The organism is Streptomyces sp. NPDC058157, assembly GCF_042884105.1.
In the GTDB taxonomy this organism is placed as follows: domain Bacteria; phylum Actinomycetota; class Actinomycetes; order Streptomycetales; family Streptomycetaceae; genus Streptomyces.
In genome coordinates this window covers 12,584-27,377 of sequence record NZ_JBHVUQ010000100.1, presented here as the reverse complement: position 1 = coordinate 27,377, position 14,794 = coordinate 12,584, and the positions used below count along the sequence as shown (strand labels likewise).

The following is a 14,794-nucleotide window of genomic DNA, read 5'->3' as shown; positions in this document are numbered from 1 at the left end:
GGCTCCAGCTTTGCCGGTCCCGTCCGCGAGGCCACCGGCGGAAACGCGGGCGACACCGGGAAACCCGGCGGCGAGCGACCGGAAAGCGGCGGCGGGGGTGGCGGCGGAACTCAGACCCACGGCGGTAGGGGTGGAGCCGCCTGCCCAGAGGACTCCAAGGCCGGCACCGACGGCAGGCCTGGTACCGGCGGCACGGGCGGCGGCGGATTCGGCGGGGGCGGTGGTGGTGGCGGCTGGCACGGTGGCGGCGGAGGCGGAGGCTGCTTCCTGGTCACCGCCGGCGCCGGCGGGCCCGGCGGCGGCGGAGGCGGCTCGAACCTCGTCCCGGCAGGCGGCACTTCCAGCCCCACCACCGGACCAGCACAGGTATCCATCACCTACAGTTCATAAACCCTCCCCCACCCGGGTTAGTACCCCTCGCGCACCTCGAAGACGCCGCTGTTCCAGTACACGGACGGCTCGTCGGCCCCGCTCGGCCAGTCGCTCTGCAGATGGCGGCGGCCGTGTCCGAGGGCTCCGACCCGGTGTGGGCTCAACCGCCCCGCCATCAGGTCGTCCGCTTCGGCGTCCGTGATCGGCAGAACGGTCCGGTACTGTGCGTCCTGTGAGGCGACCCAGTCAACGTACTCGGTGAAGACGCTCGCGAAGGCCTGCGAACAGAGGCCGCAGCGCTGGACAGAGACGATGAAATGCGAGTCGTCCTGAATCATCCTCTCGACCCGAACCCCGTCGCGGCTCTGATGGTGCGCCCGCGCCACCAGGGCGTCCTCGGCGCAGCAAGCCGCGCACCCGAAACCTGCGTGGTCACTTCCATACTGCGAACCCACGGATCCCCCCGCCGAAGCCGTCCCTGATCGGCCGTCACCATAGCAACCCGCCGGCGAATGCCGTCCAAGGAGACCCTGAGCCGGCTGCTGTCGCGCCCCGGCCTCGCACGGGGGTAAGCGCCCATCTACGCAGGTCACAGGGTGCAACAGTGCCCGATGCGGCAAGGGGGTGCGATGGCAGCCGGCTCTCAGCGGCTGTTGTCGTTCCGGACTTGAGGACTGCGTTCTCGCTCGACGATCCGCCGCTTGGGCAGTACGACGAAGCCTCGCATGTCATCACTGCGCTTGACGGTGGCGAGGACCAGGGCGAGGGCTGTGAGGCCGTACTCGACGAGGCTGCCGGTGAAGCCGCCGACGGCCCAGATCCGGGCCAGCGGGCGTTGTGCGGCGGCGACTTGGGCGAGCAGGATCTGCCCGGCGGCGCGGTCGCCGACTTCCGCTGCGGTGACCGTCACCGCGAGCAGTAGGCCGAGCGTGTCGACCACGACGTGGCGTTTGCGGCCGTTGATCAGCTTGCTGCCGTCGAAGCCGCGGCTGTCGGATCCGACGACGGCGTCCGCCTTGATGGGCTGGGAGTCGATCACACCCGCGCTCGGCTCAGGGTCCCGCCCCTCCTGCTGCCGACCGATCCCCTGCCACCAGGCCTCGCACCCGCCAAAGCCGCCGATCGGGACTCCCGTTCGATCAGCATCGCCCAAGATCGGGACGACAACAGCCACTAAGCGGCTGCAGGATGCCCGTGCCATCCAGCAGCGGAGGGTCGGCCGCGCTACCGCGACCGGTTCTGCAGACTCGCTCGCAGGAGGTGCCCGGCGCCGATTCAACTCCGTCCAGGCTCAGCGGAAAGCGGCCGTATGACGGGCGACCCAGTCGCTGAAGGATCGCGGGCCGCGGCCGAGGACCCGCTGGATGTCCGGGCTGATCCGCAGTTCGGCGGCGTTCGGAGCGGCGATGATGTCCAGGGTGGCGTCCGCGAGCTCCGACGGGACGAACCGGGTCATCGCGGCCTTGGCCTCCTCGCGGGTGAGTTCGTGGAACCGCACCGGCACGCTCAGCGCGGCGGCGACGGCTTGTGCCTGCTGGCGCGGCGTGACCGCCTGGGGTCCGGTCAGCTCCAAGACTCCGCCGACATGCCGGTCGTCCAGCAGGCAGGCCGCCGCGACCTCGGCGATGTCCGCCGGGTCCACGACCGGGACCCCCACATCGCCGAAGGGCGCGGCGACCGTCCTGTGCCTGCGGACGGACTCCGCCCAGGCCAAGGCGTTCGAGGCGAAGCCGCCCGGTCTCAGGACAGCCCACTGCAGGCCGGAGTTCCTCAACGCGTCCTCCACCGCGCGCATCGCGATCCGCGACGGACCGAGCGGTCTGGTGGCCACGCCCTGCGACGACAGCAAAACGACCCGGCGGACCCCAGCGGCCACAGCCTGGTCGATCACGTCGGCCGGCCTGGCGTCAGCAGCGTGCAGGTCGCCGGACAGCAGGAGGAACAGCGCCTTCGCCCCTTCCAGCACGGAGGCGACACCCTGCGGCTCGGCCAGGTCGGCCAGAACGTGCCGGACACCGTCCGGTACGGCCGCCGGGTGCCGCGACACCCGCCGTCACCTCCTCGCCCGCCTCGGCCAGGGCCCGCGTCAAAGGGCGGCCCACGTTCCCGGTAGCCCCGGTCACCACAATCATGTTCAGCTCCTTGCCAGTTGTGCGTTCCGGCAGCCGACGCTAGGAGACGGGCTTTCCTTTGGTAAGGACATACCCAGAGGTAAGCTCTGGATATGGAGGAAGGCGCGCAGCTGACGCAGGCCGAGGCCGGCACACCGTATGAGGTGCTTCACACCGACTGCCCGGCACGTGACGTGGTGGACCACGTGACCAGCAGGTGGGGGATCTGGGTGCTGATCTCCTTGCGGAACAACGACCTTCGTTTCTTCGAGCTGCGCGACGGCATTCAGGGCATCAGCGGGAAGATGCTCGCTCAGACACTGCGCGCACTGGTCCAGGACGGCCTGGTCTGGCGGGAGGTCGAGCCCACGACCCCGCCCCAGGTCACCTACGGGTTGAGCGAGTTCGGCCAGGACGTCGCCGAGCCCCTGACGGACTTGTTCGACCGGATCACCCGCCGGCTGCCGCCCGGCCAACGTCCGCCGCGACAGGGCTGAGCTCGGCGACCGGTGTGCCACTGTCGGGGCGGTGCTTGATCTGCGGCCGCACGGGCTGGTCCGTGGCAGCGGAGTGGGCACGGCTCTGCTTCGACTCGCAGGCGCTCAGCTGCGCAGGGCCGCTGCGCGTCTCCTGCGCGTCACGGACCTCCACCGCCTCATGACGGCCCCGTCCCGCACTGCGCGACGCACTGCTCCGCCTGCTTCCAGCCTCGCCCCGTGCGACGTCACCCCCTGAGCACAGCCTCGCTCGGGTCTGTCGTGGTTCGGCTCATCGCGCTGGTGGGAGCCGACCCGCATCCAGGCTGTCCGTTCTGGCCTATCTGCGGCCGGGCACGTCTGCGTGGGTGGGGGCCGGCGGCGAAGTCCCGTGGTCTTGCATGGGAGTACCGGGAACATCGTGCGGTGAGGCGCCTGCCATGCCTCTGGCGCAAAGCCATGTATCGCCCCCCGTGTCGGCGTCCGGCAGCGCGCATGACGGGATTCGACCGTGATCTCCGGGTAGGCGCGGTCCCCTGAACGAACGTGGGCGAACCTGAGGGACAGCAGGCGGCGCGCCTGCTCGCCGCCGCCGACGCGTCCGACTGCTCACCTGCGGTCCCGCCTTCCCACGGCCGGCAGGCTGGCCCGCAAGGGGTCCCAGGGCGCAGGACGGCGGTCGTTCCCGACCGCCGGCCGCGGGGCGGTCCCGGGTTTCCCTCGGGCTCCCGGCCGGCGGACGGGCGAACCGGCTGCCGGGTCATCCCGCGCGACGCGGCCCCGAGACCAACGCCGCTCCGCGGCGGCCCTCGGTGCGGGGGCGGTAGCGGGATACGGCCACCCCGGTGAGGCACAACAGGCCGCCCAGCAGGGTCAGCCAGGCGGGCACCTCCCCGAGGAGGATCCAGCTCAGGGCGACGACGATGGCCGGTACGGCGTACGTGGTCGCGCCCAGCTTTCCGGCGGGCATCCGCGCGAGGGCGTAGGTCCATGTGGTGAAGGCGAGGGCGGTCGGGACCACGCCCAGGTAGACCATGTTCAGGGTCGCCGCGAGCGGGGCCCTGGGGACCTCGGCCACCAGCTGCCCGGTAAAGGACAGGCAGGCCACGGCGCCGGTGAGGCAGCTGTAGGTGGTGATCTGCAGGGGCGTCCCGGAGGAGAGGGCGGGCTTCTGGGCGACGACGCCCGTCGCGTAGGCGACGGCCGCGAGGAGGCACAGCACCACTCCGACCAGGGAGGTGGATCCGTCGCCGCCGGAGGACATCGACAGGCCGACGACCACGGCGCCGGCGAAGGAGACGGCCATGCCCGTGAGCAGGCGTGGCGGCAGGGCCTCGCCGAGCAGGCGCGCGGCGAGGAGCGCCATCAGGATCGGCCCGGTGTTGACGAGCAGGGAGGCGGTGCCGGCGTCGACGAGGCGCTCGCCCCAGTTCAGCGCGACCGTGTAGCCGGCGAACCAGACGATTCCGGAGAGCAGGATGCCGCGCCAGGCACCGCGCGGGGGCAGGCCCTCGCGGCGCAGGAGGAGCAACGTCACGAGGGTCAGCGAGGCGGCGAGCAACCGGCCGAGGGCGAGCGCTCCCGGCGAGTAGGCGGTTCCCGCGCTGCGGATGGAGACGAAGGCGGACGCCCAGGCGAACACCGTGAAGCAGACGGCGCCGCCGGTGAGGAGGCCGGGCGGCAGGGCACGCTGATGGGTCTTCATGTCTCTGAGCCTACACTCAATAGTTCGGCATCCACCGAAGTATTTCTTCTGTAATTCCGCGGCCTTCCTGTCGGCTGCTAGCTCCACGCCGCCGGGGTGAGCCCCAGCAGTTCCCCGAAGACCTCCTCCCCCGCTCCCGTCACCAACAGGCCCCGGCCGCCACCCTCCGGCCGGACCACCCAGCCCTCCCCCAGGGCCCGCGCGCACAGCCGCGCCCCGACGAGGCCGCCCAGGTGGCGGCGGCGCTCGGTCCAGTCCAGGCAGGAACTCGCCAGCGGCCGCCGGCCCGCGCCGGCCGCGTCGACGCCCGCCCGGCGGCACCAGTCCAGTCCGGCCCCGGTCAGCTCGAAGACGGCGTCCGTGCGCAACAGCCCCTGCTCCTCCATCGCGTCCGTGACCGCCATACCGAGCCGGCCCGCGAAGTGGTCGTAGCAGGTGCGGGCCCGGGCCAGCGGGTCGGGCGCGGCGACCACCGGCGCGGTGTGCGCCGCGTCCCGGCCCGGGACGGCGTAGCAGGCCAGTTCGTCCACCAGGCGGGCCGTGGCGGCGTCGGCGATGCGCACGTAGCTGTGGCGGCCCTGGCGTTCGGTCACGCAGATCCCGGCGTCGATCAGCCGGGTCAGGTGCCCGCTGACGGTGGACGGGGCGACCCCGGCGGTCCGGGCCAGCTCGCCCGCAGTCCAGGCGCGACCCTCCAGCAGGGTCATGCAGATGGCAGCCCGGGTCTCGTCGGCCAGGGCAGCGGCAAGCGAGGCGAGCCGCGCGGCGGGGGCCGGGGAATCCGCCGGTCCGGGAGCAGAGGTGTGATCCATGCTGCCAGAGTGCCTCATCACTTCGGTGTATGGCGAATTGTTGGGCTGGGGGTATAGGGGCGGCGAGTCGGTGGGGGTGGCCGCCACCGTATGCAGGGGGGGGCGGCGGTGTCATCGGCGGTCGGCCGACCGCGGTGCCGCAGCCGTTCCCAGGGCGTAGATCGCGAGCGTGCTGGGCGTGACGGTACGCGGTGGCGAAGAGGTCCTCGCCCTCGGCGGTGTCGCTCAGGGCCGCGGCGGACAGCAGCACGACCTGGGCGGGCCGGCCCGAGTAGTAGGCGACCTCCGCCTGCGCCCACCGCGTCGTGGCCAGGTCGTCGCGGGCGCTCAGGCGTACGAAGACCTCCTCCGCGCGCAGCAGGTGCCGGGTCGCGGCCGTGACGTCACCCCTACCGCACCGGGCCGGGCCGGGCCCGCGACCATCCGGGTCCGCGCGGCCTCGCACTCGCTGCCGTACCGCAGGACCGTCGTGAGCACCTCCTCGGCGATGCCGACGGCTTCGGCACAAACGGGCCCTGCAGACAGCGGACGACGGACAGCTGGGCCGGCGCCTGTAGCTGTGTGCGTCGGTCCCCGGCTTCCCCGGCGGGGGACGCCGCCCGGCCGAGCAGCACGGCGGACTCCGCCAAGTCGGCGCTGTGGAGGATCAGCCCGGTGGCGAGGAGGGCGCACGGGCGCACGGCCGGTGCTGCTTCCTGGAGTCCGGCGAGCGCCCGGCCCGCCCACTGTCTGCCTTCGCCTGGCAGTCCGACCCAGAGCCACGACATCGCCGCGAGGAGGTTCGCACCCGACTCCGGTCGCCCGCCGGGCCCAGCGACCAGTCCAGTGCCGAGCGGAAATCGGCCAGTTCTCGCTGGACCCGATGCTTCGACTCCGCTCCCGCGCCGGCCGTGCGGGTCGTGGTGTCCTGCTCGACCCGGGCAGCCATGGCGCCGTAGTGGGCGGCGTGGCGGGCGCGGACGGTCCGCTCCTCGCCCAGGGCGCGCAGGCGCTGCGCCGCGTACTCCCGTACCGGCTCCAGCAGCCGGAAGGCCGGAGCGCCCGGCTGTGGGCTCGGACACCACCAGGGACCGGTCCACCAGGTCCCGCAGGACGGCTTCCGCGTCCCGTAGGACGGCTTCCGCCGCGTCGGGCGGTCGCCTGCAGGGCCGCCCGTCGTCAGCGGTGTGCGGCCACGGCCGTCACGGCATACGAGGTGAACCCCCGGCGAAGACGGACAGCCGGGCGAGGACCCGCTGTTCGGCCCCGCTCAGCAGCCGGTGGCTCCAGTCGACGGCCGTTTCCAGGGAGCAGTGGCGCGACGACGTCGAGCGGCGCCGACAGAGCACGTCCAGCTGGCGGTCCATATGTGCGGCCAGCTCGGTGACGGGCAGCAGACGCAATTGCGCGGCGACGAGTTCGAGTGCGAGGGGCAGCCCTTCGACCGGAGGAGGTCTCACACCCAACCCGCCCGGCAGGCATGGAACTTGCACCAGCTTGCACAGTCCGGCATACCGAGGGGAATCCGGGCGAGGCAGGAACGAAATCTATCGACTTTGCGGTGCCTGGCCGAGCCAGCACGGCGCCGAGCCGCCCCGGCGCGGCCTGGTGCCCTCGCGCAGGTGGCTCGTCGCGCCGGTGTCGATGCGAAATGGCCACCGCCCCTGGACCTGATGGTGGTGGTGACGCTCCTGGAGGCGAAGTGCTCGGTGGGGCGATCCGGCCCGTGGGCCTCATCGCTTGACCGCAAAGCGGGTCGCACGAGCGTGCTCACTGGCGGGGGTCGGAAGTGGCAGGCGACGCTCGACACGCGGACACTACGAGCCCGGCCTCGGGGCGCTGATTGCCTGCTGGCGGCTGATGCCCTGAGTGCCGCCCGGCGTCGCCCCGGGCACGCGCACCTGGCAGCAGCCCAGCGATCCACCGCCCTGCTGGGCTTGCTCCTGTACTCGGAGCAGCTCGCCCTCCTCAGGAACGGCCAGGCCATGCCCCGACGATCGGAGCGCTCAGCAGACCGCCCAAGGCAGCCTCCTCCTGCGGACCAGATGGCCGACCGCCGAGGCGGTCGCCCTCGGCCGCAAGCCCATCGGCCCCGCAGCGCCGCGCGTGCCCCCTGGGGATCGGCGGCCTCCACCACCGCCCTCAGCCGCCGGCCCGGACCCGCATCCGCCGTGGGACCCGGCCTGAGCCGACCACTCACCACCAGGCCACCACCAGCACCCGCAGGCAGGAGAACGACGGCATCTGCTTGGTCATCAGCAGGGATCCGACGGCTCTGCCTGCCTGGCAGGCCCACTTCGGCTGGGACACGGTCGCCCTCTCTCGGAGGAGGAGGGCATCCCTCTTTTCCCAGCCGGCACGAGACCGTGAGGCAAGATCACCCCTTCAGCGGCTGCCCGCTGCCCGCCCGCCGCGACAGGAAGGAGGGCATCAGCAAGGACAAGGCGCCCGGCCGCGAGTACGACGCCATCGTGGACCACGTGAAGCCCGTGGGAGCGGCTCCCGAGGGCTGTCTGGCCTTCCCGACCATGCCGGACTTCGGGAAGCTGTGCGAGATGGTGAAAGACGTGCCGGAAAGCGGCGGCGGCCCGAAGCGGGACAAGCCCGCATGGTGCTGCAGGCGCTGGCCGACCTGATCGGCAGCAGATTCGACCATGCCGGCCGGGGACGTCGAGGCAGTTCTCGGCCGCGTTGCTCATCCCGCCAGGAAAACAGCGGGAGGACGCGGGCCCGCGTCCTCCCGCGCCGGTCCGGGGTCCGTGCCCATGTGAGCCGGGCTGCCTGGCGTTCCCAAAAGGCCCGGACGTCCTCGAACTGCATGCTTGCCTCTTTCGTGGTGGACCATCTCGGCACCGTGCCGATGCCCGGCACCACTGCATCGACCTTGATCGAACTCCGAGAACTCGCCGGGAATCGCCGAGGATCCGGGGGCTGGCAGCTGGGTGCCGGCGGGTAGGGAGGATCAAGTGGGGGCGGATCGCGGAGACGCTCGCCCCGGACCGGGCTCTGCGGCCGGCCTCGCACAGGTCGGCGGTCGCCGCGGAGGGGGCACAGCATGGCCCGCTGCCGCCGCTGATGCCGGCCCTCACGGCCGTGACGGGCCTCGGGGACGCGGTGAGCCGTCTGAGGCTGGGCCGCGTGTTCGTCGCCAACGTGACGGGCACCGTGGATTTCCTCGGCTTCGCCCTCGCGGCCGCGGAGGCCTGTCGGCCGTGGCCTCCGTCGTCGCCCCCGTGGCTTTCCTCACCGGGGCGCCGGCTCGCAGCCGCTTCGGTGTCCGCTTTCCCACGCACCGGGGCCGGCTGCTCGCTTCGGCCATGACCGTACTGGCGGTGCTGTTCGCGACAGGCCCGGGCACGACCACCGCGGGCCATGGCGAGGGGGGCAACGCCGTCAGGTACACCCTCATCGTGCTGCTCGGCCTCGCCACGGCCCTGCAGAACCCGGCAGCCCGGCGGCTCGGCGTCCCGGACCTGACGACGACCGCGCTCACCCTCACCCTGCCGCGGCTCGCCGCCGACTCCGGCCCGGTCGGCGGGCGGCGCCCCGGCCCGCCGACGGATCCCGTCCGTGCCGGCGATGTTCCTCGGCACCCTCCTCGGAGCCGTCCTCCTGGAGGCCGGGCTCTCGCTCATCCTGGGCGTGGCTCTGGCACTGTTCGGCGCGGGCCCGGTGGTGCTGTGGCGGCTCTCGGTCCCGGGAGCGGGCTGGGCCACGGCCCATCAGCGGTTCAGCGGGCGGATGTCTCCCGTACGGGGTGCTTGCTGAGGATCGAGACGCGGTTGAAGGCGTTGATCGTGATCGCCACCCAGATCACGGCCGAGATCCCGTCGTCGTCCAAGACCTCGCGCGCTTCCGCGTATGCCCGCTCCTGCGCGAGGGCGTCGGCCGGGTGGGTGGTGGCCTCCGCGAGAGCGAGGGCCGCGCGCTCCCGCGGGGTGAAGATCTCGGTGTCCCGCCAGGCCGCGAGCACGCCGAGGCGCCGGGTGCTTTCCCCCGCGCGCACCGCGGCCCGGGTGTGGACGTCCAGGCAGACGGCGCAGCCGTTGAGCTGGGAGACCCGGAGGTTGACCAGCTCGACCAGGATCCGGTCCAGGCCGGCCTCGGCGGCCGTCGCACGGGCGGCATCGGCGGTCTTGAGCAGCGCCTGGTACGCGGTGGGGCTCTGCTTGTCCACATAGATCCGGCCGTTGGTCCGGGGAACCGTCGTGGTCTCTACCGTCTCGCTCACCCTGTGCTCCTTCGCCTGCTTGTCGCGGGTCGTCATCGGCACTATGATCACCGAAGTTTGTTGAAAGTGAAACTATTTTACTGGGAGAGGGGCCGGGAGATGGATCACACGGAGGTCGAGGCCGGGGCCGAGGTCCTCACCGCCCGGGACGTCCCGCTGGGCGGACCGCGGGCGATGAGCGTACGACGCACCCTGCCCCAGCGGGCCCGAACGCTCATCGGGGCCTGGTGCTTCGCCGACCACTACGGCCCCGACCGGGTCGCCGACACCGGCGGCATGGACGTCGCACCCCACCCGCACACCGGCCTCCAGACGGTGAGCTGGCTGTTCAGCGGGGAGATCGAGCACCGCGACAGCCTGGGCACCCACGCCTTCGTCCGGCCCGGCGAGATCAACCTCATGACCGGCGGCCACGGCATCAGCCACACCGAGGTCTCGACCCCCGCCACCACCGTCCTCCACGGCGTCCAGCTCTGGGTGGCCCTGCCTGGCGAACACCGCCACGCACCGCGCGAGTTCCAGCACCACGCCCCCGAGCCGCTCCACGTCGAGGGCGCGCAGCTGCGGGTCTTCCTGGGCACCCTCGAGGGGGCCACCTCCCCCGTCCGCACCTTCACCCCGCTGCTCGGTGCCGAGGTCCTGATCGACGCGGGCGCCACGGTGACCCTCGACGTCGACCCCGCCTTCGAGCACGGCCTCCTCGTCGACGAGGGCGACGTACGCCTCGACGGAACTCCCCTGCTCCCGGCCGAACTCGGCTACGTCGCCCCCGGCCGCACCACCCTCACCCTCACGAACCGCTCCGACCGCCCGGCCCGGACGGTCCTCCTGGGTGGGCCGCCCTTCGAGGAGGAGATCGTGATGTGGTGGAACTTCATCGGCCGCAGCCACCAGGACATCGCCGCGGCCCGCGAGGACTGGGAGAACGCCTCCGACCGCTTCGGCAGCGTGGCCGGTTACCCCGGGGAGCGGCTACCCGCACCGGCCCTGCCGAACGCCGTCATCACCCCCCGCAAGAACCCCGCCCGCCACTGAGCCCCCTCTCCCGCTCCATCCCTCACCGAAAGGCCCCTCCCATGAGCGAGCGGACCACCGAAGCCGCCGACTCCGCCACCCCCACGCCCCCCGTCGTCCGCCGCGTCGACGCCCGCCACCGCTACGAGATCCTCGTCGACGGCGAGCACGCCGGCCTGACCGCCTACCGCGACCGCGACGACCAGCGGGTCTTCTTCCACACCGAGATCGACGACGCCCACGCCGGCCAGGGCCTCGCCGCGGTCCTCGTCGAACAGGCCCTCACCGACGTCCGCGGCGCCGGACTGCGGATCGTGCCCGTCTGCCCGTACGTCGCCAAGTTCCTGACCAAGCACCAGGAGTTCGCGGACATCACCGACCCCGTCACCCCCGAGGTCCTCACCTGGCTCGATGCCCGGCTGAAGCGCTGAGCCCCGCGCGGAACCATGCGTTTGTGACGCTCCTGATAGCGCGCCTGGTCGACCCCGCCCATGAAGCCGACTTCGAAACCGCTCGCACACGCGGCCTTCCTGCTCGGCCTGGCCTTGGCCTTCGCCGTCTCCAGCTCCGTCTTCAACACCACCCACCGGCATCAGGCAGAGGTCGACGCCCGCCTCACCAACGGCGCCGACGTCACCGTCACCCCACCACCCGGTACGAGCACCGTGCCCGGCGCGGCCTCGGCCCTGCATGTGGCCGGCGTCCGGCACGTCGAACCCCTCGTCCACCGCTTCGCCTACGTCGGGGCAGACCTCCAGTACCTCTACGGCGTCCGGCCCGCCACCATCACCAGCGCCACCTCGCACGTCCTGGCGGCTCGGTGGCGGGCGTCCTCAATGCCCGGCCTTCGGAGAGCAGCTCGATCATCCTGCCCCCCCTTCCAGGACTGGCAGGTGCGGACCGGGTCTGACCCTTGATGCTCCGGCCCCGTTCGGCCCGCCTGCCGTCGCCGGGACGATTTCGGTGTCGTGGGGTGCCGGGAGAGGTTCTGCTGCTGCGCGGTTCAGCGGGTGTGGGGGTGGGTGGTGTCGTACCTGCTGGTCTCGCGGTACCAGTCGAGGCCGCCCTGGCTGTACTGCTTCAGGTCGCGTACCAGCGCGGCGAATCGTTCCCGTTCTGCGGGTCCCAGGCCGTGTTTCCTGGCGAACTCGGGCAGACGGTTCTCGATGGAGAGGAAGTCCTGGATCCTCCGGCGGATGGCCTTCTTGACGGTCTCGACGGCTTCCGGGTAGCTGAGTCCTTCCTGAAGGTGCAGAAGGCAGACGGAGTTGTTCTTGAGGTCGTTGCCTCGGATGTCGCGTGCCAGGCCGTTCAGGTCGTTCTGCAGGATGATGACGTCCATGCCGGCGGTCAGCAGCCCCTGCCACTCCGGTGTGCGGCGAAGCATGCTGGGCAGCGGGTAGCCGCGGCACGCCTCGTAGATGCTGTAGTCGTAGACGGCACCGAAGGTACGGCGGTGGTTGACGAGATACTCGCCATTCGGTTCCAGCCCCTCAAGCTTCAGGACGTCACCTGAGTCTCGGAAAGCCATCTCGATCAGGAAGCCCTCGAATGCCTCGATGCAGCCCTGGGCGAGGACGGCGTAGGTGTCGGGGTCGATCAGTTCGGCGGTGCGACGGCACAGGTCGGCGAAGGCTCGGACCATGGGGTGGGTGCCTTCCAGGGTCTGTCCGCCGGTCTTGAGCGGGGCATCCCAGCGGCAGACCAGCTCCACGAAGTCCCGCATGCTGTATTTGATGGCGAGTTCATCGACGGTGAACCACCAGATGTACCAGCGGCCCCACAATGCGGCCAGCTCGACGGTGGACTCGGGATAGACGTAGGCGGCGCAGCCGCCGGCCAGTTGTGATCGCCAGTCGTCGGCCGATTCGTCGCTCGCCGCGATGACCCGATGTTCCAGGGCCCAGGCCACTGCGGTCTCTTCGATCTCGCGGAGTCCGGGGTGGACCTTGTGCGGAACTCCGGCGAACCGTGGGATGTCATCGACGGCGATGGGTTCGGGCATCGTGGTGTGTGTCGGGATGTCTCCGGGGAGCGCCGTGGTGCGTGCGTCGGTGGACACTCTTGCCCCTCCTCGTGAGCTTGGGGTGTCGTGAGTGGGGCTATGAGGTCCGCCAGAGGGCCTTGTGGGCCAACACCTCCAGCCGGTCGCGGACCGGTCTGGGTATCGGGGTATCGCCGAGCGCGGCAAGGGCCTGTTCGTGGCGTGCCCGGATCATGTCCTCGACGGCCTGCTCCGCGCCGGTGGCTTTCAAGACCTCGCGCAGCGTCGCGGCACCCTGCTCGTCCAGCTGGTCGTTGCCGTACAGGCTGCGCAGCACCCGGGCCTGGATGGCGTCGGCGGATTTGAGGGCGATGGCTACCAGAGCGGTGTGCTTGCCCTCGCTGAGATCGTCGAGGGCCGGTTTGCCGGTCTGGGCGGGCAGGCCGAATGCCCCGAGGAGGTCGTCACGCAGCTGGAACGCTTCACCCAGCGGCAGCGCGAACGCGCTCAGCTTCGACAAGAGGTCCTCGTCGGCGCCGGCCAGGGTGGCACCGATGAGCAGCGGGCGCTCGATGGTGTACTTCGCGGTCTTGTAGCGCGCTATGCGCAGGGCGTGCTCGACATCGGTGCTGGGCTGTCCGGTGGAGGTCAGGTCCAGGTACTGACCGCACATCACCTCGGTCCGCATCTGGTCGAGGGGCGGGAACAGGGCGCCCAGGTGCTCGGGGGCGAGGCCTGCTGTGTGGAGGAGTTCATCGGACCAGGTCAGGGCGAGGTCACCAATGAGGAGTGCGCCGCCGGCGCCCAGTTCCTCGGCTGCCCGTCGACCCCGGCGGGCATGGTGGGTCGCGAGGACGCGATGGACGGTGGGCCGGCCTCGGCGGGTGTCCGTGTGGTCCATGAGGTCGTCGTGGATCAGCGCGAAGGCGTGGAACATCTCCAGCGCTGCCGCCACCTGGATCACCGGATCGGGGCAGGTGGCAGCGCCCGCCGCGCGCCAGCCGTAGACGCAGAGGACCGGTCTGAGCCGCTTGCCGCCGGCGGCGAGGAAATCACGCAGGGCCGAGACGATCTCAGGAGGCAGATGGCCATCGGCACCGGAACGGCTCTTGCGGTCGAGGAACGCCTCCAGCATCGCGTCGACCCGGCACCGCACGTCCTGCACCTCGACCTCGACCACCTCGACGTGCTCTCCGTTCACCGGTGCAGTGGCCATCATCAGCTCCTTGGTTAGGGCCACGCGGAGTCTGCCGGCACCGCGTCTCCTCCCGAACCGCAGGCGCCCAGCAAACCCGGCCGGCACCGGTGTCAACCAGCCCGCGCAGAGGGCGCATCAGATGCAGTAGGAGCAATGACCTCCTACCAGGGATGCGACGGGCCCGCGCTCTGCGGAATCACCACTTCCGGGCGCCCCCCCGACCGCCCCTGGCGTTGGCAGACGTTCCGCGGCCACTCCCGATGGAACCTCAAGGTCGTGGGGCGCTCGTTCGGGCGGATGGCCTTGCGGTGTACGGAGGCACGGTCATCCGACGCGGCCAGCCGCGGGAGGGCTGGGCGTCCTCCCGCGGCCGGGGTGTCAGGCGAAGGGGATGGCCATGGCGGGCACGGTCAGGGTCTGCAGGCCGTTCAGGAGGCAGTCGAGGTTGGGGATCGGGGCGGGGACGACGGCCGCGGCGTGGTCTCCGGCGAGGGGCCCGCTGTTGAGGTCGATGGTGATGCCGATCGGCGGTTTGGCGGGGTCGGTGCTCAGGCGGGCGTCGAGGTCGGAGGTCTGTCCGTTGGACCACTGGACCTGCCCGCTGACGGGGATCTCCATGATCAGGTTGCAGGGGTTGACGCCGGGCGCGGCGCTGGTGAGCCCGGTGGCGGTGATCGTGGCTCGGGTGAGGTCGTTGTGGCCGGTCAGTGAGACGCAGCCGGTGAGGTTGGCGTAGCCGGTGACATTGGCGGTGTGTCCTGCCTTGAGCGGTGGGTCGAAGGTGAGGTAGGCGGAGTCCAGGGTGCAGGTGAGATCACCGACGGCGGCGTGCGCCGGTGCGGGTATCAGAGCCGCGCAGAAGGCGGCCGGGGCGAGTACCGCTGCCAGCTTCCTCAGATACATGCGGGTGTC

16 protein-coding genes and 2 pseudogenes are annotated in these 14,794 nt (G+C 71.4%); 8 read left to right on the top strand and 10 right to left on the bottom strand.

The annotated features are described in order from the left end of the window. Window positions 1-407 precede the first annotated feature (407 nt). From ACFVXK_RS23635 to ACFVXK_RS23625, 3 genes and pseudogenes are all read right to left on the bottom strand, one after another. Window positions 408-710 (bottom strand): hypothetical protein, encoded by a 303-nt coding sequence (locus tag ACFVXK_RS23635; protein ID WP_389614711.1) that lies wholly within the window; start codon window positions 708-710, stop codon window positions 408-410. A gap of 305 nt (window positions 711-1,015) precedes the next feature. Continuing rightward, window positions 1,016-1,573 (bottom strand): transposase, encoded by a 558-nt coding sequence (locus tag ACFVXK_RS23630; RefSeq protein WP_389614709.1) that lies wholly within the window; start codon window positions 1,571-1,573, stop codon window positions 1,016-1,018. Between the two features lie 90 nt (window positions 1,574-1,663). Continuing rightward, a pseudogene (locus ACFVXK_RS23625) lies at window positions 1,664-2,504 on the bottom strand (SDR family oxidoreductase). A 92-nt stretch (window positions 2,505-2,596) separates the two neighbouring features. On the opposite strand from ACFVXK_RS23625, the gene ACFVXK_RS23620 reads away from it, so the two are divergent. Continuing rightward, entirely contained in the window at window positions 2,597-2,980 is a 384-nt protein-coding gene (locus ACFVXK_RS23620; protein WP_389614707.1) for a winged helix-turn-helix transcriptional regulator, read from the top strand. A gap of 739 nt (window positions 2,981-3,719) precedes the next feature. On the opposite strand, the gene ACFVXK_RS23615 is transcribed toward ACFVXK_RS23620, so the two are convergent. The 3 genes from ACFVXK_RS23615 to ACFVXK_RS23605 form a co-directional block, all read right to left on the bottom strand. Then, window positions 3,720-4,664, bottom strand: a complete 945-nt coding sequence (locus tag ACFVXK_RS23615; RefSeq protein WP_389614705.1) for a DMT family transporter — start codon at window positions 4,662-4,664, stop codon at window positions 3,720-3,722. Window positions 4,665-4,741: 77 nt separating this feature from the next. After that, window positions 4,742-5,476 (bottom strand): ArsR/SmtB family transcription factor, encoded by a 735-nt coding sequence (locus ACFVXK_RS23610; RefSeq protein WP_389614703.1) that lies wholly within the window; start codon window positions 5,474-5,476, stop codon window positions 4,742-4,744. A 1,181-nt stretch (window positions 5,477-6,657) separates the two neighbouring features. Then, on the bottom strand, window positions 6,658-6,915 hold the full coding sequence (locus ACFVXK_RS23605) for a hypothetical protein (protein WP_389614701.1): 258 nt from the start codon (window positions 6,913-6,915) through the stop codon (window positions 6,658-6,660). A gap of 906 nt (window positions 6,916-7,821) precedes the next feature. Between ACFVXK_RS23605 and ACFVXK_RS23600 the strand changes: the two genes are divergently transcribed. The 4 genes and pseudogenes from ACFVXK_RS23600 to ACFVXK_RS23585 all read left to right on the top strand — a co-directional run bounded on the left by ACFVXK_RS23600 (window position 7,822) and on the right by ACFVXK_RS23585 (window position 9,223). After that, window positions 7,822-8,091 (top strand): hypothetical protein, encoded by a 270-nt coding sequence (locus ACFVXK_RS23600; protein WP_389614699.1) that lies wholly within the window; start codon window positions 7,822-7,824, stop codon window positions 8,089-8,091. 439 nt (window positions 8,092-8,530) lie between these two features. Then, complete coding sequence (locus ACFVXK_RS23595; RefSeq protein WP_389614697.1) at window positions 8,531-8,776, top strand: DUF1275 family protein; 246 nt, start codon at window positions 8,531-8,533, stop codon at window positions 8,774-8,776. Then, a pseudogene (locus tag ACFVXK_RS23590) lies at window positions 8,668-8,916 on the top strand (DUF1275 domain-containing protein); the annotation flags it as partial. The gene ACFVXK_RS23595 and the pseudogene ACFVXK_RS23590, both read left to right, overlap by 109 nt. A 109-nt stretch (window positions 8,917-9,025) precedes the next feature. Further along, a complete protein-coding gene (locus ACFVXK_RS23585) occupies window positions 9,026-9,223 on the top strand; it encodes a hypothetical protein (RefSeq protein ID WP_389614695.1) in 198 nt (65 codons plus the stop codon). Here ACFVXK_RS23585 and ACFVXK_RS23580 read toward each other — a convergent pair. Then, entirely contained in the window at window positions 9,186-9,686 is a 501-nt protein-coding gene (locus ACFVXK_RS23580) for a carboxymuconolactone decarboxylase family protein (protein WP_389614693.1), read from the bottom strand. The two genes, ACFVXK_RS23585 and ACFVXK_RS23580, sit on opposite strands and share 38 nt — an antisense overlap. A 99-nt stretch (window positions 9,687-9,785) precedes the next feature. On the opposite strand from ACFVXK_RS23580, the gene ACFVXK_RS23575 reads away from it, so the two are divergent. From ACFVXK_RS23575 to ACFVXK_RS23565, 3 genes are read left to right on the top strand one after another with little or no spacing between them, the layout of a single operon-like run. Continuing rightward, window positions 9,786-10,721: a pirin family protein gene (locus ACFVXK_RS23575; protein ID WP_389614691.1), complete on the top strand. Its 936-nt coding sequence runs from the start codon at window positions 9,786-9,788 to the stop codon at window positions 10,719-10,721. A 41-nt stretch (window positions 10,722-10,762) separates the two neighbouring features. After that, window positions 10,763-11,131, top strand: a complete 369-nt coding sequence (locus tag ACFVXK_RS23570; protein ID WP_389614689.1) for a GNAT family N-acetyltransferase — start codon at window positions 10,763-10,765, stop codon at window positions 11,129-11,131. Window positions 11,132-11,191: 60 nt separating this feature from the next. Continuing rightward, window positions 11,192-11,617 carry a hypothetical protein gene (locus ACFVXK_RS23565; protein ID WP_389614687.1) on the top strand — a complete coding sequence of 142 codons (426 nt, stop codon included), beginning with the start codon at window positions 11,192-11,194 and terminating at the stop codon, window positions 11,615-11,617. Window positions 11,618-11,703: 86 nt separating this feature from the next. Here ACFVXK_RS23565 and ACFVXK_RS23560 read toward each other — a convergent pair whose 3' ends face one another. The 3 genes from ACFVXK_RS23560 to ACFVXK_RS23550 form a co-directional block, all read right to left on the bottom strand. Next, window positions 11,704-12,762, bottom strand: a complete 1,059-nt coding sequence (locus tag ACFVXK_RS23560) for a hypothetical protein (protein WP_389614685.1) — start codon at window positions 12,760-12,762, stop codon at window positions 11,704-11,706. A gap of 40 nt (window positions 12,763-12,802) precedes the next feature. Continuing rightward, complete coding sequence (locus tag ACFVXK_RS23555) at window positions 12,803-13,900, bottom strand: polyprenyl synthetase family protein (RefSeq protein ID WP_389614683.1); 1,098 nt, start codon at window positions 13,898-13,900, stop codon at window positions 12,803-12,805. Window positions 13,901-14,260: 360 nt separating this feature from the next. Then, window positions 14,261-14,785, bottom strand: a complete 525-nt coding sequence (locus ACFVXK_RS23550; RefSeq protein WP_389614681.1) for a hypothetical protein — start codon at window positions 14,783-14,785, stop codon at window positions 14,261-14,263. Window positions 14,786-14,794: the final 9 nt, after the last annotated feature.

Bases quoted from the DNA above. Each gene is read 5' to 3' on its own strand.
- ACFVXK_RS23635 (WP_389614711.1), bottom strand. From the start codon at position 710: ATGATTCAGGACGACTCGCATTTCATCGTCTCTGTCCAGCGCTGCGGC.
- ACFVXK_RS23630 (WP_389614709.1), bottom strand. From the start codon at position 1,573: ATGGCACGGGCATCCTGCAGCCGCTTAGTGGCTGTTGTCGTCCCGATC.
- ACFVXK_RS23620 (WP_389614707.1), top strand. From the start codon at position 2,597: ATGGAGGAAGGCGCGCAGCTGACGCAGGCCGAGGCCGGCACACCGTAT.
- ACFVXK_RS23615 (WP_389614705.1), bottom strand. From the start codon at position 4,664: ATGAAGACCCATCAGCGTGCCCTGCCGCCCGGCCTCCTCACCGGCGGC.
- ACFVXK_RS23610 (WP_389614703.1), bottom strand. From the start codon at position 5,476: ATGGATCACACCTCTGCTCCCGGACCGGCGGATTCCCCGGCCCCCGCC.
- ACFVXK_RS23595 (WP_389614697.1), top strand. From the start codon at position 8,531: ATGCCGGCCCTCACGGCCGTGACGGGCCTCGGGGACGCGGTGAGCCGT.
- ACFVXK_RS23575 (WP_389614691.1), top strand. From the start codon at position 9,786: ATGGATCACACGGAGGTCGAGGCCGGGGCCGAGGTCCTCACCGCCCGG.
- ACFVXK_RS23570 (WP_389614689.1), top strand. From the start codon at position 10,763: ATGAGCGAGCGGACCACCGAAGCCGCCGACTCCGCCACCCCCACGCCC.
- ACFVXK_RS23565 (WP_389614687.1), top strand. From the start codon at position 11,192: ATGAAGCCGACTTCGAAACCGCTCGCACACGCGGCCTTCCTGCTCGGC.
- ACFVXK_RS23555 (WP_389614683.1), bottom strand. From the start codon at position 13,900: ATGGCCACTGCACCGGTGAACGGAGAGCACGTCGAGGTGGTCGAGGTC.
- ACFVXK_RS23550 (WP_389614681.1), bottom strand. From the start codon at position 14,785: ATGTATCTGAGGAAGCTGGCAGCGGTACTCGCCCCGGCCGCCTTCTGC.